The organism is Streptomyces sp. NBC_00358, from assembly GCF_036099295.1.
In the GTDB taxonomy this organism is placed as follows: domain Bacteria; phylum Actinomycetota; class Actinomycetes; order Streptomycetales; family Streptomycetaceae; genus Streptomyces.
The window spans coordinates 9,024,532-9,042,806 of the sequence record NZ_CP107976.1; the positions used below are offsets into that span (position 1 = coordinate 9,024,532).

15 protein-coding genes and 1 pseudogene are annotated in these 18,275 nt (G+C 68.7%); 8 read left to right on the plus strand and 8 right to left on the minus strand.

What is annotated here, in order from left to right:
* The first annotated feature begins 249 nt into the window (after positions 1-249).
* On the plus strand, positions 250-1,011 hold the full coding sequence (locus OHT01_RS38725; protein ID WP_328557794.1) for a maleylpyruvate isomerase family mycothiol-dependent enzyme: 762 nt from the start codon (positions 250-252) through the stop codon (positions 1,009-1,011).
* 320 nt (positions 1,012-1,331) lie between these two features.
* Here the strand turns inward: OHT01_RS38725 and OHT01_RS38730 are convergent.
* Positions 1,332-2,528: pseudogene (locus OHT01_RS38730) on the minus strand (MFS transporter); the annotation flags it as partial.
* A 65-nt stretch (positions 2,529-2,593) separates the two neighbouring features.
* On the minus strand, positions 2,594-3,883 hold the full coding sequence (locus OHT01_RS38735) for a hypothetical protein (protein WP_328557795.1): 1,290 nt from the start codon (positions 3,881-3,883) through the stop codon (positions 2,594-2,596).
* A gap of 93 nt (positions 3,884-3,976) precedes the next feature.
* Here OHT01_RS38735 and OHT01_RS38740 point away from each other — a divergent pair, with 93 nt between their 5' ends.
* From OHT01_RS38740 to OHT01_RS38750, 3 genes are all read left to right on the plus strand, one after another.
* On the plus strand, positions 3,977-4,330 hold the full coding sequence (locus tag OHT01_RS38740) for a hypothetical protein (protein ID WP_328557796.1): 354 nt from the start codon (positions 3,977-3,979) through the stop codon (positions 4,328-4,330).
* Positions 4,331-4,653: 323 nt separating this feature from the next.
* Positions 4,654-5,886 (plus strand): acyltransferase family protein, encoded by a 1,233-nt coding sequence (locus OHT01_RS38745; RefSeq protein ID WP_328557797.1) that lies wholly within the window; start codon positions 4,654-4,656, stop codon positions 5,884-5,886.
* 186 nt (positions 5,887-6,072) lie between these two features.
* Positions 6,073-6,642: a hypothetical protein gene (locus tag OHT01_RS38750; protein WP_328557798.1), complete on the plus strand. Its 570-nt coding sequence runs from the start codon at positions 6,073-6,075 to the stop codon at positions 6,640-6,642.
* Between the two features lie 262 nt (positions 6,643-6,904).
* On the opposite strand, the gene OHT01_RS38755 is transcribed toward OHT01_RS38750, so the two are convergent.
* On the minus strand, positions 6,905-7,354 hold the full coding sequence (locus OHT01_RS38755; RefSeq protein WP_328557799.1) for a spore-associated protein: 450 nt from the start codon (positions 7,352-7,354) through the stop codon (positions 6,905-6,907).
* Positions 7,355-7,604: 250 nt separating this feature from the next.
* Between OHT01_RS38755 and OHT01_RS38760 the strand changes: the two genes are divergently transcribed.
* The gene (locus OHT01_RS38760) at positions 7,605-7,904 is read left to right on the plus strand and encodes a hypothetical protein (protein ID WP_328557800.1); all 300 of its coding nucleotides are present in this window, start codon (positions 7,605-7,607) and stop codon (positions 7,902-7,904) included.
* Between the two features lie 327 nt (positions 7,905-8,231).
* Here the strand turns inward: OHT01_RS38760 and OHT01_RS38765 are convergent, their stop codons facing one another.
* Positions 8,232-9,587 (minus strand): beta-1,3-glucanase family protein, encoded by a 1,356-nt coding sequence (locus tag OHT01_RS38765; protein ID WP_328557801.1) that lies wholly within the window; start codon positions 9,585-9,587, stop codon positions 8,232-8,234.
* A 482-nt stretch (positions 9,588-10,069) separates the two neighbouring features.
* Here OHT01_RS38765 and OHT01_RS38770 point away from each other — a divergent pair, with 482 nt between their 5' ends.
* The gene (locus OHT01_RS38770; protein WP_328557802.1) at positions 10,070-10,963 is read left to right on the plus strand and encodes a glycoside hydrolase family 19 protein; all 894 of its coding nucleotides are present in this window, start codon (positions 10,070-10,072) and stop codon (positions 10,961-10,963) included.
* A gap of 182 nt (positions 10,964-11,145) precedes the next feature.
* Here OHT01_RS38770 and alc read toward each other — a convergent pair whose 3' ends face one another.
* From alc to OHT01_RS38790, 4 genes are all read right to left on the minus strand, one after another.
* Positions 11,146-12,300, minus strand: a complete 1,155-nt coding sequence (alc, locus tag OHT01_RS38775; protein WP_328557803.1) for an allantoicase — start codon at positions 12,298-12,300, stop codon at positions 11,146-11,148.
* A gap of 133 nt (positions 12,301-12,433) precedes the next feature.
* Positions 12,434-13,168 carry an aspartate/glutamate racemase family protein gene (locus OHT01_RS38780; protein ID WP_328557804.1) on the minus strand — a complete coding sequence of 245 codons (735 nt, stop codon included), beginning with the start codon at positions 13,166-13,168 and terminating at the stop codon, positions 12,434-12,436.
* A 43-nt stretch (positions 13,169-13,211) separates the two neighbouring features.
* Positions 13,212-14,555 carry an allantoinase AllB gene (gene allB / locus OHT01_RS38785; protein ID WP_328557805.1) on the minus strand — a complete coding sequence of 448 codons (1,344 nt, stop codon included), beginning with the start codon at positions 14,553-14,555 and terminating at the stop codon, positions 13,212-13,214.
* A 48-nt stretch (positions 14,556-14,603) separates the two neighbouring features.
* Positions 14,604-16,103, minus strand: coding sequence for a cytosine permease (locus OHT01_RS38790; RefSeq protein WP_328557806.1), 1,500 nt, complete (start codon positions 16,101-16,103; stop codon positions 14,604-14,606).
* Between the two features lie 643 nt (positions 16,104-16,746).
* Between OHT01_RS38790 and OHT01_RS38795 the strand changes: the two genes are divergently transcribed.
* Both OHT01_RS38795 and OHT01_RS38800 read left to right on the plus strand, forming a co-directional pair.
* Positions 16,747-17,424 carry a helix-turn-helix domain-containing protein gene (locus OHT01_RS38795; protein WP_328557807.1) on the plus strand — a complete coding sequence of 226 codons (678 nt, stop codon included), beginning with the start codon at positions 16,747-16,749 and terminating at the stop codon, positions 17,422-17,424.
* A gap of 176 nt (positions 17,425-17,600) precedes the next feature.
* Positions 17,601-18,245 carry a dihydrofolate reductase family protein gene (locus OHT01_RS38800; protein ID WP_328557808.1) on the plus strand — a complete coding sequence of 215 codons (645 nt, stop codon included), beginning with the start codon at positions 17,601-17,603 and terminating at the stop codon, positions 18,243-18,245.
* Positions 18,246-18,275: the final 30 nt, after the last annotated feature.

Sequence of the window (18,275 nt, forward strand, 5' to 3'; positions counted from 1 at the left end):
CGGCTGTGTTGAGCCGGCCGTTCGCGGATCCGGCCCGGTCCTGCCAGAGCGTCGGCAGGCCGGGCTCGGAGGAGGCCGTACCCTGCCGTACCCTGCCGTCACCGGCCTGCTGGTCGGCACGGTCGGCGCGCGGTCGAGGGTCCGGTCGGGCCGTCCGACGCGGCACCGCTTTTAGGTGGTCCAACTCCCGCAGCCGACGGCCTGGAAAATGGGGTGCGGTCGGCTGAGCTGGGATGATAGGTAAGCGATGTGACAGAGAGTCTTGAGTTTTCCGCCCTGCTGCAACTGATCGACGAGCGGTCGGCCGCGTTCCGGAGTGCGGTTGCCGCCGCGCCCAGCCTTGACGTGCCGGTGCCGTCCTGCCCCGGGTGGACGTTGTTCGATCTGGTGCAGCACCTGGGTACGGGCCAGCGCTGGTGGGCCGCGATCGTCGCCGCGGGCCCGGCCGAGGGTCCGCCGGCCAAGGATGCCGCGGAGGCGCCACGCGAGCTCGAGGCGCTGCTGGCCTGGTACGCCGAGTCGAACGAGCTGCTGCTGAGTGCGCTGCGCGAGGCCGGCCCGGAGCAAGCGTGCTGGGTGTGGTGGGCCGCCGGCGTGTCGCCGGCGAATGCCTGGGGCGTTGCCCGGCGCCGGGTGCACGAGGTGCTGGTGCACACCTACGACGCCCAGCTCGCCGCAGGCGCCGTACAGCCGATGCCCGCGGACGTCGCGATCGACGGCGTGGCCGAGTTCCTGGACACCTGCAACTCCACCCCGGCGGCCTGGCCGCACGAGGCCGCCACCATCCACTACCACGCCACCGAGGGCCGCTCCTGGCTCCTCGCGTTGGACGGCACCGGCGCCTGGCCCGCACCCCTCACGGACGACGCCGCGCCCGCCTCCGCTTCGGCCACGGGCACGGCCGAGCAACTGCTCCTCTTCGTCTGGGGCCGCCTCACGCTGAGCGACCTGAAGATCGATGGCGACCAGCAGGTGTTCGAGCATCTGATCGCCTGGGAGCCCGAGGAGTAGCCAGTCGACACCGCCGGCGGACGGCCTTGATGACGTCCGCCTCGGTGAACGTCGCGAACAGCTCCGCGTCCGCCCGGCGTACGGCCAGTACGGCCTCGTACAGCTCGGGTCCGGGCGCCACCCGCAGCACTGCCGACTCCGCCAGGACGGGGATATGGCTACGACCAGGTTTTCTGGTAGGCGCTCTGAAGGCTGTCCCGTAATCCAACAGCGGCCTTCGCCCCAGGCTCTTCCCGTGGCGTGCAGTCGGTCGGGTTGCCCGGCCGGCCCACGTCGGTGCTGGGGAGACCGCTTCCGTGGGCGCTCTCCCCAGCTGTGTTTCACACGGTGAGGTGCTGCTTCGCATCGGAGCCGGTGGCGGGCTCGGTGGCGATGCCGTGCTGCTCGTCGTCGGGGCGGCCCTTCTTGGGCAGCAGGAAGGTGATCGCGAGGAACGCCGTCAGCAGACACGCCTGGACGATCAGCGCGCGGTGGAAGCCGCCGGTGAAGTCACCGGTCCTGGCCTGGGCGAAGAAGACCGAGCCGAGGACCGCGACGCCGATGGAACCGCCGACCGCCTGGACCGCCGACAGGACACCGGAGGCGGATCCGATCTCGTCGTCGTCGACCGCGGCCAGGATGAAGCTGAACAGGGCGGCGATCACCATGCCGCCGCCGATGCCCGCCACCGCCACGCCGGGAACGATGTCCCAGATCGCGAACGAGGCGGCATCGAGGCCGTCGAGCTCGAACCACAGCACGGCCGCGCCGGCAAGCTGGACCAGCGGTCCGATCTGGAGCACCTTGCGGCCGATCTTGTCGGCGAGGAACGCGCCGCTGACCGCGCCGCCGATCGCGGTTCCCACGGCGAGGGGCAGGTTGCCCAGCCCCGCCTCACCGGCCGTGAAGTGCCGGCCGATCTGGAGGAACAGGGTCAGGACGAGCTGGGTGCCGATCAGTCCGCCGAAGAACAGAGCGATGCCGCCGAGGCCGACGGTGAAGGCCGGCTTGCGCAGCAGGCCCGGGGTCACCAACGGCTCGCGGCCCGCGGCGGCCATGCGGCGCTGCTGAAGGGCGAAGAGAGCGAACCCGATCACCGAGGCGGCCGTCGACAGCCACGTCCACAGTGGCCAGCCCTCCTCCTGCCCCTGGTTGAGCGGCAGCACCAGCAGGGCACAGGACACCACGACCAGGGCGGCGCCGGTCATGTCGACCCGTACCGTACGATCGCCCGCTTTCTTGGGCACGAACTTCGCGGCGACGATCAATGCCGCGATCCCGATGGGCAGGTTGATCAGGAACACCGACCGCCAGCCCAGGCCGAAGAAGTCGCCCTCGATGAGGAAGCCGCCCAGGACCGGGCCGATGATGCCGCCCAGGCCCAGGACGGGTCCGAAGATCGCGAAGACCTTGGTGAGCTCGGGGCCGGAGAAGTTCTCCCGCAGCAGGCCCAGGCCCTGGGGCAGCAGCATCGCGCCGGCGGTGCCTTGCAGCAGGCGGAAGACGATCAGCGACTCGATGTTCGGCGCCCGGGAACAGCTCGATCCACGGCCGCTCGCCGCCCTCGACGGGACGCAGGAAGGTGGTGACGAGGCCGCCGCCGTCAGCGCCGGGCCGCGCGGCGACGGACCAGCAGTACCGTGCCCGCTCCCGCGGCGAGGGTCGCGGCGGCCGCGCCCGCCAGGGGCAAGGCGGAGCCCGAACCGGTGCTCGCCAGGTCTCCGCCGGTCGCCGAAGAGCCTGCGGAGCCGGACGAACCGGACGCCGCCGAGCCGCCGCTGCCGGAACCGCCCGTGGCACCCGAGCCGCCGGTGGAAGCGGAGCCGGAACCGCCGGTGGAGGACGTAGAGCCCGAACCGCCTGTCGAACCACCGCCTGTGGAGCTACCGCCCGTGGAGCCGGCCCCTTCGACGTCGAGCAGGATCGCGGCCGTGTCGTTCTTCTTGTTCTTGTCGAACGGGCGCGCCTTCGCTTCGAGCGCCACCGAACCCCTGGCCCCGGGTACCGCCTTGTCGATATGAAGACTGAACGTGAAGGTCGAGACGCTGCCCTCGTCGATCCAGGAGTTGCCGAAGCCGCAGCTGTAGCTGCCGGGACTCACCTTGTTGCAGTAGCCGCTCGCCTTGGTGACGGTCGTGCCGGCGGGCATCTTGACCAGGACCTGGGTCACCGGCGTGCCCATCTCCGACTTCACCCAGGCCGGCCCGGCGTTGGTGAACTTCGCGTTGAGCGTGACCGTGTTCCGGACGCGGCCGGTCAGCCGTGCGCCCGTGACCTGGAAATCGGCCGTGTTCACCGCGGTCACCGGCACGGTGGCCCCGTCCCAGTCCGGGTGCGCCGGATCGCCGCCGCCGACCGGCGTGGTCGACGGCAACTCGGTCAGCTTCACCGCGGGTCCGGTCCCGGGCTCGGTCTCCTTGACGCCGTCGGAGGGGGCGGGGTCATAACTGGCGACCGACACGCGAAGGGTGTCGTACAGCGCGTGGCCGAGGACGTTCACAGACAGCGCCTTCTCGGGCGCGTAGACGGCGCCGGCCTTCACCGTCTGGTCGAACTCGCAGACCGCGTCCGAGGAGCTCGGCGCCTCGTCGAACGCGACGACCTCGTAGCGGACGCAGTTCGAGGGCAGTTCCTGGTGGGCGAGCCCACGGGTGACGGAGTAGGCAAGGTAGACCTTGTCGAGCACCGTCGTGCCCTTGTTCGCGAAGGTGCCGGGCACCTCGAAGCTGCTGCCGGGCTTCACTCCGTCGACCGGCGGCTGCGGTCCCAGGACCAGGCCGGGCCGAGGGCCGTCGGCGGAGGCGGGCGCCGCGGCCAGGGCCATCAGGCCGACGGCGCCGATCACGGCGGCGGTCGTGCGCAGCGGGCGGCGGTCGAGAACGGTCCGGAGCATGGGGGGAGTCCCTTGGGAGTGAATCGATGAACAAGCGCGAACGAACAGTGGGAGAACGGCTGTTCCCTCGCGTCAGACCCGTGTCGCCGTCCGATGGTTGTACGGCAATCGAACGAGCGCAGCAGACATGCCCTGACGGATGACGAAGCCCTCGCGAAGACCAGCCACTACCGCGTGGTGTTCGGCGGCGACCTGAACGTCAACCCCCCGGCCCGCGGCCAGTCCGGCTACGACGTTCTCAACCCCACGTACGACGCGTATCGCGAGTGCGCGCAGCTGCAGGACCCGAACAGCTCGCGGGACGGCCAGAACACCACCGACACCTCGAAGATCGACTACATCTTCGGGGCCGGTCACGCGTCCTGCGCGGTCTCCGCCAACACCTGGGGTTCCGACCACCACGCCCTGCGTTCGACGACGCTCCTTCCCGCGGCGTCGGCTTCCTGACCCCGTTGCCTCGCCGGCTCACCGAAGCCGGCGAGGCTCCAGGGCCGACGGCACCCCGACGCGGCGGCGCATCGGGTACGGGCGGCGCGCACAGCGGCGCCCCGACGCACCGGTGCGCCCCCCGCGGCAGCCTTAACCTTGGACGACTTGAACTTCCTGGCCAGGCGCAACGTACTAGTCACTGTGCGTGGACCAGTGCCGCCCGGAGTGCGACCAGGTGACGCCGAGGCCGGAGCGTGTGAGCCCACCTCGGGTCGTGTCATGCGTGGACCGTGTACCGCGAGCGCGGCACCCAAGGAAAGGGACGAACGATCTCAGCGAAAATGAGCCCCCCGGTTGACGGCGATCTCCGGGTGCCCGGCCCCACGCCGCAAGGGAAAGAGACGAACGAGGCGTCAGGCCGCAACCATGTGCTCGGCCTCGACGGGCTCCGCGGTCTGGCCGCACTGTACGTAGTCCTGTTTCACTGCTGGCTGCTGACGTTTCCGGGATTCCCGCGCAACTCGGGTCCCTCCTGGCTGGGTCCGCTGATGTACGGGCGTCTCGCTGTCGTCTTCTTTCTGGTGCTCTCGGGTTTCTCCCTGGCTCTCTCCGCGGCCCGCAACGGCTGGAGGTTGGGTGGCGTCGCGGGGTTCCTTCGGCGACGCGCGTGGCGAATCCTGCCTCCCTATTGGGCGGCGCTCGCGTTGAGCCTGGCGGTTGCCTGGCTTGTGGTGCCCGCCTCGCATTTCGGACCGCCGAACGGTTCGACGATCCTGGTGTACGGCTTCGTGGTCCAGGACATGTTCACGGCGCCGACGCCGAACGGCGCATTCTGGTCGATCGGCGTGGAGGCGGAGCTCTATCTCGTGTTTCCGCTGATCCTGCTGATCCGGCGGAGGCTGGGGCCCGTCACTCTGATCGCGGGGGTCACACTCCTGGTCGTCGCCCGCGGTCTGATGGCGAAGAACGCCAATCCGGTTGAAGGCATGAACTGGCTCGCCCCGAATCTGGCCCCGGTATTCGTTGCCGGTCTGATCGGTGCCGGAGTCATGGTCGCGCCCGAGAAGATCCGGCGCCTGCCGTGGCACTGGCTTGCCGCCCTGACGGCCTTGCCGGTCCTGTCACTTGTCCTTTTCGAGGGATCGGTCTGGACGGTGGCTCACTATTTCTGGGTCGACCTTGCCGTCGTTCCCGCCATGACGATGCTCCTCGCGGCAGTGGCCACCGGGAGGCCCGCCTTCCTCATGCGGCTTCTGGCCACGCGCCCCATCCGTAGCCTCGGCAACTTCTCGTACAGCCTCTACTTGGTTCACTTGCCGATCGTCATGGTGGTCGTACGGAAGATCGCCCCGCGGTTCGTATCCGCCGGGCTGCCCACGTTCTGGTTCACCCTCATCCTGGCCCTGCCAGCTTCGGTACTGGGGGCATGGCTGTTCGCCGAACTCTTCGAAATGCCCTTCAAGCGGAACCGGTCCTGGAAGTCCCTCGTCTCGGCGGGGCGTTCACGCTGGAACAGCGCCCTTCCGCGTTCCGGTCAGCCGCTTCGCAGCGAGCAACTGGAGGAGATTCGATGAGGGCTTCGCGGGCGGTGCGTACGGTCTCGGCGACCGGTCCGTTCCGGGCCGTGGCGGAGCCATACCGCGTCACGACACGGCTGAAGGTCAAGACTGCGTCATGTGACATCAGCGGCTGAGAGGGCGGGAGTTGCCCGACGTACTAAGGGCGCAAGTGGATGGTGATCGAGAAAGAAGGGCAACTCCGTGATCCGGCAACGCGCAGTCCTCGCCTTGGCGGCAGGGCTCGCCTCCACGCTCCTCATGGCGGCGTGCGACTCTGCGAACGATGTCTCCAGCACGAGCCCCGGCAGCACCGCCCCGGTGGCCCCGGCCTCGTCGGAGCCCGCGGCCCCGTCGCCGGCCACCTCCGCGACCACCGGTGGCGGCACCTCCGGGAGCGGAGACCCGGCCGTGGCCACCATGCTGACGGCCAGGGCGATGAAGGGTCTGGGCAGCGTCGTCACCGATGACAAGGGAATGACTCTCTACCGCTACGACAAGGACGAGTCGAATCCGTCCAAGTGGACATGCTCCGGTGCGTGTACGAAGACATGGATCCCGGTCATCGTGCAGGACGTCGTACGGACCAGCGGTGTCGAGAAGAGCCTACTCGGCACGGTCCACCGCGACGGCAGGCCGCAACTCACGCTTGGCGGCTGGCCGTTGTACCGCTACGTGGGCGACACCGAGGCCGGGCAGATCAACGGCCAGGGCAAGGACGCGCAGTGGTACGCCGTCACTCCGTCCGGCCAGAAGGCCACGCCGTCCGGCTGAGTCACGTCGGCTGCCGAGGCGACCGGCCGCCGCTGTAGCCAATCCATGGACCCCATGGACCGGGCAATGCGATGTTCCTGACGGAGCGACGGCCGGACATGAGCTCGCCCTGGCAGAACTCGGTGAGTCTGCCAGGGCGAGTCGTGTGTGCGCGCTCCCGCGCGGCCGTCGGGCAGTGTGCGTCTGCCCGACGGCCGTCCGTTCTCTGTACCCGAGCTGGGGGAGAGGGTGACGCGGGAGTGCCGTAGCCGGCGGTGGCAGGTCAGCGGGTGACGGTGACCCGGTGCTCCTTGAGAGCCGCGCAGTTGGAGCCGGTCACCTGCGTGTACACGTTGCCGATGTTGCCGCCCCAGTCGACGCAGTGGCCCTTGCCGTACACGTAGGCCGGTCCCGCGTACGAGGTGTACTGCCCGTAGTCCTGGGAGCCCTGGTCGGTGTCGGACACGTAGATCCAGGTGGACATGTCCACTGCGGTGCCCGGGTTCTTGCGGATGGTCGCGACGCAGTTCTGGCCGTTCGCGGAGTTGTACGTGAGGTAGATGGTGCCCAGGGAGCCCACGGGAGCGGAGTTCACGGTCTTGTAGGCGCTTCCGCAGACCTTCTGGGGCGTGGTGTTGGGCGCGGCCGAGGCGGGCACCGCCAGAGCGGTCGTGGCCCCTAACGCCAGGGTGGCGAAGGCGGCAGCGGTCAGAACGGAACGGTTCAATCGCATATTTCCCCCTTGTGATCTTTGGAGACTTTTGCTCCTGCCTGGTGTGACCCGCGGGGCACCGGAACGGTTGTGCATCATCCGCAAAATATGTGGGGCCTGGTCGCCGTGCCGTTCGCCGCCGCTCGGCGGGATCCTTCTCCGAAGATCGTCCCGATCGCACCCGCGTCGGCCGTCCCGGTCCCGGACGGTCCCGTTCACATTGACGCGAACTCACCTTATTATTGGTGTTCTTGCGTTGATGGGGGGATTGATGGCATCAAATCGTATGATGAAGTGTCACACTTGTGGCGTCGTCACCCAGCACGGCAAGGCCAGCAGGCAGGAGGTCGGAGAACTCAAGAATCGCTTCGAGGCGTTCATGGGGAGGGGTGACGACATCCTGGACGCGGCCTCGGACAGAGTGTTCGAATTCTTCGCCCGCGGTCAGGACAGGGGCGGGATCAACGGCGTCTTCGATGGAGGGGTCTTCATCTGCGTCGACTGCTCTCACTACCGTTCCGGCTACAACAAGTGCATCAAGATCCGGGGAAAGTGCAATAGAAAGCGCTAGGCGCACCATTGATCGCCGACGAGGCGCTCCGCTCGGATCGGCGGACCTCGGCCGCCGACTCCTGGCGCTCCGCCTTTCCGTGGGTGCCGTGTCCGCGGGGCGTCTTCACGGTTCAGCGCGTGATCGTGCATCACCCGCCACCACGCGGTGGGCCGGGACCGGCGGTCATGGTGCGACCGCCTGCGCCCCGACCCTCTTCGCCGTCGCCCGATGGGCGGGCGTGATCGTGCTGGACCTGTCCGGGACCTCAATCCCGGTGTCGTGAACGATTCCTTTCGCCGGCTCGACGGTGTCGAGCCGGCACGGCTCCCGGGGTCCCGAGCGCGGCTACCAGCCGACGGCGACCAGCAGCCACTGCGGGCTGCCGTGTGAGATGAAGGAGGACTGACCCGCGACGTCGTCGTAGGGGAAGCCGTAGGCCAGTTGGTTGATGGCGTTGTCGTGCCAGAACTTGGCGTAGTAGTTCGCGGGCGCCGCCTTGTAGTACTGGGCCGGGTCGCCCTGTTGGGAGGCCGGCAGGGTGGCCACATGGCGGTTGAGGGCCGCGCACATGTCGGGGTTGCCCGCGAGGGCCGCCGCGCAGCCGAAGATGTCGGACGTGGCCGCGTTGACGCCCACGGACTGGGCGTAGGCGGTGAAGTAGTTCGCGTTGGCTCCGCCCGCGCGGAAGCTGGGGTCGCTGCCGGGCGCGATGATCCGGTACGGGGCCTGGCTCTGGGCCAGCACCTTGAACTGGTCGGGAACGGCGGCGGTGAACCGCTGGACGGTGGTCGCGCGGTCCTCGGCGAAGGTCTGCCGGTTCTCACCGACCTCGGTGTCGTACCCGTCCTTGGCGTGCAGGCGCATGGCCAGTTTGAGACCGAAGGCGTCGACCCTGGTGGTGTTGCCGTTGAAGACGTTGTTGCCGACGGTGAACTCGATGAAGTCGTAGTAGGGACCGTTGGGTGATCCGAGGTAGAAGTACATGCGGCCCGCGGAGTTCGCCGGCATGTCGAGATACGGCTGCTCGGCTATGGAGTGGACCTGCCCGTTGAAGCTCCAGTACACCTGGCTGTCGGGGTACTTGCCGTTGGTGCGGTTGAGGATCTTCACCTCGACGGCGTTGTTCGCGGCGGGTATGTCACTGGTCGTGCCCCAGAACGCGTCCGGCGGGGTGGTGCCTCCGGGCCCGTACACCTGGAACTCCCACAGGGAGTAGCCGTAGGGGGTGGCTCGCGTCGTCCCTAGGATCCGCACGTATCTGGCGCTGCCGGAGACGCCGATGTTCTGGGTGCCGCCGGTGCCGGTCGTCGTGGAGTACGCCGTGGCCCAGGTGTTCGCGTCGGTGGAGGTCTGGATCTGGAAGGCCGTGGCGTAGGCGGCTTCCCAGTTCAGGGTGACGCGGGTGAGCTGCTGGACGGAACCGAGGTCGACACTCAGCCATTGCGGGTCGGAGAAGGCCGAGGACCACCGGGTCCCGGTATTGCCGTCGACCGCGGCCCCCGCGGGGAAGGAACCGTTCTCGACCGACGACGCCGTGGCGGGCCGTCCCTGGGAGAGCAACTGGTCGGCGGCCTGCGCCGGTGACGGGGTCAGGACGGCGACACAGGCGGCGAGCAGGACGACGACCAGACCGAGAGCCGTACGGGCCCGTGCGGTCATGCCCGACGGCCGATGGGGTGGGGCGCTGGCTAAGGACTGCATGCGGGGTCTCCTCGTGCCGGGTCGGCGTGTGTGGGGGCGGAGCAACAGCAGACGGAGAGCGCTCTCTCCGGGTTGTATCCCCGCACGTTCCAGACGTCAACAACTGAAGCCGAAATCAAGGGGGTTCGGGTTGTTGGCATCATCGAGCACCACCTTGCGGCTCCTGCGGCGCGCCCGATCGGCCGACGCCTTCGGGCTCCGACGGCTCGACCGGTCCGTGCCGTGCCCTCGCATTCAAGACTTGGCTTCTCCGGCCGACGCGAGCCCGACCCCGGCCCTCCGCCCGATCCGCGGTGCTTTCCTGCCACCGTCTCCGGGCGCTGACTGGTCTACACCCTTGACTGGTACAGACCAAAGCGATTGAGTGTGGCCCACACCCCCCACCGCGGCCGCCCGGACTCTGCTGCGCCGGCCCTTCGCCGGCGTACGCGCACGGCTCTGCCTGCCTCCGGCGCTGCCTTGCACCGCAAAGGACTGATCCTGTGTCACAACGCCGCGCCGCCTCCCTCCTGGCCGCGATTCTGATCGGAACCTCCGCGCCGGCGCTGCTGCCGGCCGCGAGCGCGTCCGCCGCATCCTGTTCGAGCTACCCGAACTGGGTGGCGGGACAGTCGTACGTCACCGGCAACATCGTCCGGTACACAGACGGCAAGGCCTACATCGCCGAGCACGACAACCCGGGCTACGACCCCGTCATCAGCACGTGGTTCTGGGAGCCCTACGCCTGCGACGGCGGCGGCTCGACGAACCCCTCCGACGGATTCGCCGTGAGCGAGGCGCAGTTCAACCAGATGTTCCCGAACAGGAACTCCTTCTACACCTACAGCGGCCTCAAGGCGGCCCTCAGCGCCTTTCCCGCTTTCGCCGCGACCGGCAGTGACACGGTCAGGAAGCAGGAGGCCGCGGCGTTCCTCGCCAACGTCAGTCATGAGACCGGCGGGCTCGTGTACGTGGTGGAGCAGAACACCGCCAACTATCCGACGTACTGCGACTGGAGCCAGTCCTACGGCTGTCCGGCCGGGCAGGCGGCGTACTACGGGCGGGGTCCGATCCAGCTCAGCTGGAACTTCAACTACAAGGCGGCGGGCGACGCGCTCGGCATCGACCTGCTGGGCAACCCCTGGCTGGTGCAGAACGACGCGGCCGTGGCCTGGAAGACGGGTCTTTGGTACTGGAACACCCAGTCGGGCCCCGGCACGATGACCCCGCACAACGCGATGGTCAACAGCGCCGGCTTCGGCCAGACCATCCGCAGCATCAACGGCTCGCTGGAGTGCGACGGCAGGAACCCCGCGCAGGTGCAGAGCCGCGTGGACGCCTACCAGCGCTTCACGTCGATCCTCGGCGTCGCGCAGGGAGCCAACCTGTACTGCTGAGCGGACCGGCGACACGGCAAGGGGCGCCCCTCGGTCATGAGAGGCGCCTCCCCGGACAGGTGCCTGTTGCCCACCGCAACAGGTCCTGCCGAGGCTTGCCGTATTCCGGTACGGAGAGCGTCGCGCTGGTCAGCCGGATGCTGGAGGCGCCGTCCCCGTTCGCCTTCGGGGCCGCCCCGGCCTCACTCGCCGAACAGAGCGGGGATCTCGCCGAGGGCCGGATCGTTCTCGTTCAGCGGGCGCCGTGCGGTGAGTTCGGCCGCGGCGTCCACCGGTGTGCCTGCCGAGGTGAGGACCGTCCGTGCCTGTTCGGCGGGAAGCGAGTTGAACCACCGGAGAGCGAGCGAGCGGCGCGCCGCGGCGTCGACCGAACCGACCACGCGCAGGCGGGAGATTCCTCCGTCGGGGAACACGTCGAGGCGGACGTGGGTGACTTCCTCGGTGGTGTCGACGTCGAAGTAGTGCCTGGTGTCGGGCTGGAGCCTGGTGTCGGGCAGCAGGGGGAACCAGGCGGACGAGTCAGGCTCCGGCGTGGTGGCCGAATTGGCGCCGTACAAGGCGCAGTTGTTCGATGCGTTGTACTTGTAGTAGGAGGTGTCGACCTCGACCTGGCGCAGGCGTCCGGGGGCGGCGAGACGGACGACAGCCCAGTCGTGTCCCGGCCCGCGTCGGCGCTGGGTCTCCCAGCCGTCGCCCATGTGCCGGGCGAGACCGGGCTGGTTGAGGACCTCTGCCGACGAGTAGAAGGTGTCGCTGCTCGCCTCCACCACACCGCCCAGTTCGCGGCCGGCGAGGTCGGGAGTGAGGCCCTCGAAGCGACGAGGGTCGGGAACGGCCTGTCCGTGGACGCGAAGCCGGGCCACGCCGCCGTCGGGGTAGACGGACAGCCTGAGGTGGGTGTAGCGGGTCCGCTCCGTCACAATGAACTCGTTGTGGGAGTCGCCCTTGAGCGGGGAGCGCGGGACTATCTCCTCCCAGGCGATATCGGGTGCCTGGAGCTCTTCCGGCGACGGGTAGCCCTCCACGCCACAGGCTTCGATACGGCACTCCGGGGGGTAGTTCCCGGTGAAGAAGCTGGTGTCGACGTCGATGGAGTCGATCACTCCGGGCGTTCCGAGGCGGACCAGGGCCCAGTCGTGTCCGGGAGTGCGCCTGCGGCGGGTCTCCCATCCGTCGACGATCTCACCCTTGTGTCCGTAGGAGCCGGGTGTGAAGTCGGCGGCGCCCGGTACGAGCAGGTTCTCCTTCTCGCCGAAGGACTCGTCGCTCGCGGCGATGACGCTGCCGCCGACGAGGCGCGAGGCCAGGTCCGTCGAGGCGGGGTGATCGGTGGACATGGGGACAACCTCCACAGTGGGAACAGGCGCGGGGGAATCAGCCCGGCTGACGGGGATGAGCTGACGGGGATGAACAGAAGGCGCGAGTCGGTCGCTCAGCCCGCCGGCCAGACCGGCGAGGGAGATCGGCGCCTTACAGTGCCAGGCGCTCGGACAGCGGCCAGCCGATGATCGTCTTGGCCTCGGGAGCCGCGTAGGTGCTGACCTTGCTGGTACTCAGGCGCAGGCCCACGAGGGCCTCGGCGAGGCGGATTCCGGCGGCGACCGGGTCGACCACCGGTACGCCGAGGGCCTCGGTGATCGCTGTGTCGAGTCTGGCCATGCCGCCGCAGCCCAGACAGATGACCTCGGCCCGGTCGTCCTCGACGGCTCGCCGTGCCTCCTCGACGATGGCGGCCATCCCGGCCTCGGGGTTCTGGTCGAACTCCAGGGTGCCCATGCCGACGGAGCGGACCGAGGCGCAGCGGTCGGCGAGTCCGGCGGTCAGAAGGCGGTCCTCGATCGCTCCGATCGAGCGGGCGAGGGTGGTGACCACGGAGTAGCGGCGGCCGAGCATCAGGGCGACGTGGGCCGACGCCTCGGCGATGTCGATGACGGGGACGTCGGTGAGCTCCTGGAGGCCTTCGCGCCCGTGCTCGCCGAATCCGGCCATGACCACGGCGTCGTACGGCTCGTCATAGGTGGTGACGCGGTCCATGACCGCGACGGCGGAGAGCAGGCTCTCGAAGTTGCAGTCGATGCCGTCGGCCCCGTAGAGCGGGGTGAGCGGGACGATCTCGGTTCCGGGCGAAGCGTGCTCCCGGGCGCTCTTGGCGATCGACTCGGTCATGGCTTCGGTGGTGTTCGGGTTGACGACCAGAATGCGCATCAGGCGCTCCTTCACGATCGGTGATCCGGCGGGTGGACAGCGGTCAGCGGGCGACGTCGGACGAGGTCAGCAGTCGCCCTCGCGGGCGGGAGAAATCGATGGGCCGACCCCGCAGCCAGGTCTGCCGGACCGCGCCGTACAGTTCCCGTCCGGCGTAGGGGGTGATGGGCTGGCGGTGATACAGGGCCGTCGGCTCGACGGTGAACTTCTCGTCGGGTGCCAGGAAGCACAGGTCGGCGTCGTACCCCGGGGCGATCGCCCCCTTGCGTTCGAGCCCGACGAGCTCGGCCGGCTGCCGGGCCATCCAGTGGGCGACGTCCGCGAGCGAGTGGCCGCGGCGCCGCGCCTCGGTCCACACGGCGGGCAGAGCGATCTGGAGGGAGGAGATGCCGCCGAACGCCTCGGCGAAGTCGCCCTTGTCCAGCGCCTTGTGCTCGATGGCACAGGGCGAGTGGTCCGAGACGATCATCGAGAGGGAGCCGGCGCTCAGGGCAGCCCACAGCCGGTCGGCGTTGGCCGCGTCCCGGATCGGCGGACAGACCTTGAACGAGGTGTCGCCGTCCGGCACCTCCACCGAGGTGAGGGTGAGGTAGTGCGGGCACGTCTCGGCGGAGATCTCCAGCCCGTCGGCCCGCGCCGACTGGATGAGACCGGCGGCCCGAGCGCTGGAGATGTGAACGATGTGGCTGCGCCCGCCGGTGGCGCGCGTCGCCTCGATCACCGCGCTCACCGCCAGGTCCTCGATGTGCGGCGGGTGCACCGCCAGGAAATCCTGGTACGAGCGGCCGGGAACCATCTCGATCGCGGCCATTTCGGCGGCGTCCTCGGCGTGGACCGCGAGGAAGCCGCCGAACTTCTTGAGCTCGGTCAGGGCCGCCTTCATCTCGTCGACGGAGACGGGCGGGAACTCGGGAAGGCCGGTGTTGGCGAGGAAGCACTTGAATCCGAGTACTCCCGCGCGGTGAAGCTCTCCCAGACGAGGGATGTTGGAAGGGGTGACGCCGGCCCAGAAGCCCAGGTCGACATGGGTCCGGCCGCTCGCGGCCTTCCGCTTGACCTCCAGGGCCGGCACATCGACGGTCACGGGGAGACTGTCGAGCGGCATGTCGACCACCGTGGTGATGCCGCCCGCGGCCGCCGCCCGGGTGCCGGAGTCGAAGCCCTCCCAGGCGGACTGCCCCGGGTCCTGGAGGTGCACGTGGGTGTCGACCAGTCCCGGGAGTACCACCACGTCGGCGTCGACGCGGATCTCCTCCCGGGCCGGAAGGGCGGCTTCGATGTCCTCGATGAACCGGATCCGCCCGTTCACGATGCCGATGCTGGCGGCTCGTTCCCCTTCGGATGTCATCACGCGGTCGGCGCGAATGACCGTGTCCACTGCTTCCATGCCGGTTCCTCGTCCCTCGTCCGTACGTGTGTGTCTTGCTGAACCGGCTCAGGAGAGCTCGGGCACCGGAACCGGCGCGACCTCGTCGCCGTCGACCGGCGCCTCGGCGGTCTCCGGCTCGAACCGCGGGAAGCCGAGCAGTTCCGTGGCGTTCGCCCGCTTGTGGACCAGGGCCACCCCGATGAAGTAGACGACCGCGCCGGTGAGCCACGCCTGCAGGGCCGGGAAGCCGATGTAGGTGTGCTGGAATCCGGACGTTCCCGGGATCAGGCCACCGGTGGCCGTGCCGACGACCGTGCCGGCGACCACCGCGACCACGCCCGGCCAGTTGGCCCGTGCGGTGTGCTTCCAGTGCGCGACGCGGTCCATGGGGCGGCGCAGCCCGAACACACGCGGCAGGACGAAGACGTCCATCGCCATGACGGTGCTCGCGGTCGGTACCGTCACGGCACCGATGCCGGTGACGATGTTGAACGTCTGCTGGAGGCTCGGCAGGATCAGGGTCAGGCCGGCCGCGATGGCGCCGAGCAGCAGGACGGTGTACTTACGCCGCCACCGGGGCAGCTCGGACGTCAGGTTCTGCACGCCGTTGACCGCGATGTAGAGGTTGCCGTCGTTGACCGCGGCCTGGTTCACGATGAAGAAGATGAACCCGAGGGCCACCATGCCGAACAGGGAGAAGTTCACGAAGTACTTGATGCTCGGGCCGAAGTCCGCCTGGTTGGCCAGCACCGCCACCACGTATCCCATGATCGGGAACATGAACGAGCCGACCGCGTAGGAGACGATGATCGTCGGCAGGTTCCACTGCGGGCGGGTCTTGGCGTAGCGGAAGACGTCGGCCTCGTTGCCCCAGGTCGACAGTCCCACCATCGCGCCGGTCACGAAGAGGATCGAGGAGGGCGAAGCGACGTGGAGCTGTGAGTGCAGCTGGCTCCCCGAGACGGTCACCAGCCCGCGGATCGTCGCGTACAAGCCCCAGATCATCACGATCGGCACGGCGACGTACTGGGCGAACCTCTGGACGCCGTCGAAACCGAAGTACGTGTTGGTGATCATGACGAAGGCGATGCCCACCGTCACCGCCTGGACCGCGGGTACCGTGAACAGTCCGCCGAGCAGCGACATCACGAACAGCACGGTGAAGATGTAGAAGCCCATCCCGTTGATCAGCAGCAGCACGGAGACCAGTCGGCTGCCCAGCCGTCCGAAGACGCTGCGTGTCATGAGCGAGGTGGTCTGCCCGACCGCGGCGCCGGCGTTCGCCGAGCCGATGCAGTACAGGGACATCGCCACCGTGGCTATCGCCATCGCGATGATCAGCTGGGTGAAGCTCAGTCCCTCGAAACGCGCCGTGTAGCCGACGTATGCGGCCCCGAAGGTCGCCTGCATGGAGAGGAACGTCAGGAACATACGGAAGTTGGAGCGGCGCTCGGAGGCCGGCACCACGCTGTCGGTGTAGTCCTGCGCCGCTTCGGTGACCGCCGCGCCCTGATCGGGGGCCGCGGAAGCGTCGGAGGATTGGGCAAACCCGGTGTTACCGGTCATGGCAACTCCCTAGGACTGTGTGCGGTCATGGCTGACCGGAGAGTGCGCCTCATGGCGGTTGGTGTGTCGCGGCCCGGGAGGAACTGCAGACGAGTCCTTCGGGGCGCTGGAAAGCTGATCGGCCGGGTGGGGGACCTGCCTGGAGAACGCTGCGAAACATGATCGGTGCGGTACCGGTTCGGGCACTGCGCTGTCGACGCATGTCGATGGCGCGTGGTGCTCTTCGATACGGGGGGAGGGGCGACAAAATCCCTCGCGTTCACGCCCGTGATCGGCGCTGTCGCGGCCGGCTGACGCTGACGAGCCCTTCGGGGGGCCGGTGCGCACCCGGCCTGCCGATGCCTCGCCGGCTGCCGCGGGCCCTGCGGGCTCGGAGCGTGATGCCGGCGGGGAGTGCGAGGCGGGTGCCGCGCGTCCTGCCGTTCAGTGGAGTTGGCGTAACTGGATCACTTTGATTCTCTTCCCGGCAAGGAGCCACCTGGCGCGAGCGATTCCGCTTCATGGAATCTCTGTTCCGTTGTGCGGTAGCTAACAACCTGCTCGCCGGGCCGTCAAGCATCTACTGCACAGTGCTTAACGCTCTTTCGCAAGGTCGGCGAAGAATCATGGCCAGAGTGTTAAGTGGCGCGCTAGGGTGCCCGACATGACGGACCGATCGTTTCCGACCCCCGAGAGTCCGGTCACCGACCTGGGGCGCAACATCCGCGCAGCACGCCAGGCACAGGACCTGTCCCTGCGGGAGCTCGCCCGGCGTGTGGGTATCAGCGCGAGCGCCCTCTCCCAGATCGAGACCGGCAAGACCCGCGCGAGCGCCAAGACCGCCTACGAGATCGCCCAGAACCTGGGCGTCACCCTCGCCGAACTCTCCACGGATCTGAACAAGCCGCTCCACGGAACAGGATCATCCTCACCGGTCCCGAACCAGCCGGGCCCCGTGCCGGACGGCCTGGCCATCCACCTGCGCCACGCCGTCGAGTTCATCCCCCACAGCGCCCAACGGACCGTCAACCTGCACGGCGGTGAGTCGTTCAGAGTGCTCAGCGGGCCGTCCCTGCCCGGTGCGAACTGCCTGCTCCTCACCTACGAACCCGGCGCCTCGTCGCCGCCCAACGACGAGTTCGTGCGCCATGCCGGCCACGAGTTCAACTACCTCGTCTCCGGCCGCCTCGTCATCGAGGTCGGACCCGAGCGCCATGAGCTTTCCCCCGGTGACACCTTGACGTTCCCCGCGACGACGCCTCATCGGCTGACCAACCCGTGGCACGAGAAGGCGGAACTCGTATCGCTGTTCCTGCAGACCGCGCCCCACGAGCATTCCTGAGAGCTGGGCGGCCACGGCCGGGTGCGACGCACCCGGCGCTGCGCTCTCCAGGGCCCCTTCCTGAAGCGCCGCGGAGAAAGTTGCGGAACGCTGTCGATCCGGGCACGTCCCGTTCGACGTCATGATGTGTGGCGCCTCGCCACACGATGACGCGACAGGACCTGACGAGGAGACACGTGGACCAACTGCTGAGAGTCATGAACTTCAACGTCTCGAGCGACGGAATCGGTGCCGGTGAGCACCAGAGTCTCGAGAGTCCGTTCGGCCACGACCAGCCCGAGAGGCTGTTCGCCTGGGCCGGGGCCACGGCGAGCTGGCCCATGCGTACGGATCCTGGCGGGAGCCGGGGCCTCGACGACTACTTCACGCGGGACTTCGCGCGCAACATCGGTGCCGAGATCATGGGCCGCAACAAGTTCGGGCCCCAGCGCGGGCCCTGGCAGGACCATGACTGGCGCGGCTGGTGGGGGGACGAGCCCCCGTTCCGCACGCCGGTGATCGTCATGACCCACCACAGGCGTCCGTCGTTCACGCTCTCCGACACCACGTTCCACTTCGTCGACGGCGACCCGGCGACGGTCCTCGAACAGGCGCGGGAAGCGGCACAGGGCAAGGACGTCCGGCTCGGCGGCGGGGTCACCACGATCCGGCAGTTCCTCGACGCCGGCCTCGTCGACACCCTGCACGTGGCGGTCTCGCCGGTGAAACTCGGGTCCGGACTACGACTGTGGAAGTCCCCCGATGAGCTGCTCGACCGGTTCCACCTGGAGGTCGTGCCCAGCCCGAGCGGCGTGACACACCACCTGTTCTGGCGAAGGTGACGCGAGGACCCGATCGGGTTCAGGATGCGA

Coding starts and splice junctions, on each gene's coding strand:
- OHT01_RS38790 (WP_328557806.1), bottom strand. CDS start 16,103: ATGACCGGTAACACCGGGTTTGCCCAATCCTCCGACGCTTCCGCGGCC.
- OHT01_RS38755 (WP_328557799.1), bottom strand. CDS start 7,354: ATGCGATTGAACCGTTCCGTTCTGACCGCTGCCGCCTTCGCCACCCTG.
- OHT01_RS38745 (WP_328557797.1), top strand. CDS start 4,654: ATGAGCCCCCCGGTTGACGGCGATCTCCGGGTGCCCGGCCCCACGCCG.
- OHT01_RS38740 (WP_328557796.1), top strand. CDS start 3,977: ATGGTTGTACGGCAATCGAACGAGCGCAGCAGACATGCCCTGACGGAT.
- allB (WP_328557805.1), bottom strand. CDS start 14,555: ATGGAAGCAGTGGACACGGTCATTCGCGCCGACCGCGTGATGACATCC.
- OHT01_RS38760 (WP_328557800.1), top strand. CDS start 7,605: ATGGCATCAAATCGTATGATGAAGTGTCACACTTGTGGCGTCGTCACC.
- OHT01_RS38795 (WP_328557807.1), top strand. CDS start 16,747: ATGACGGACCGATCGTTTCCGACCCCCGAGAGTCCGGTCACCGACCTG.
- OHT01_RS38780 (WP_328557804.1), bottom strand. CDS start 13,168: ATGCGCATTCTGGTCGTCAACCCGAACACCACCGAAGCCATGACCGAG.
- OHT01_RS38765 (WP_328557801.1), bottom strand. CDS start 9,587: ATGCAGTCCTTAGCCAGCGCCCCACCCCATCGGCCGTCGGGCATGACC.
- alc (WP_328557803.1), bottom strand. CDS start 12,300: ATGTCCACCGATCACCCCGCCTCGACGGACCTGGCCTCGCGCCTCGTC.
- OHT01_RS38735 (WP_328557795.1), bottom strand. CDS start 3,883: ATGCTCCGGACCGTTCTCGACCGCCGCCCGCTGCGCACGACCGCCGCC.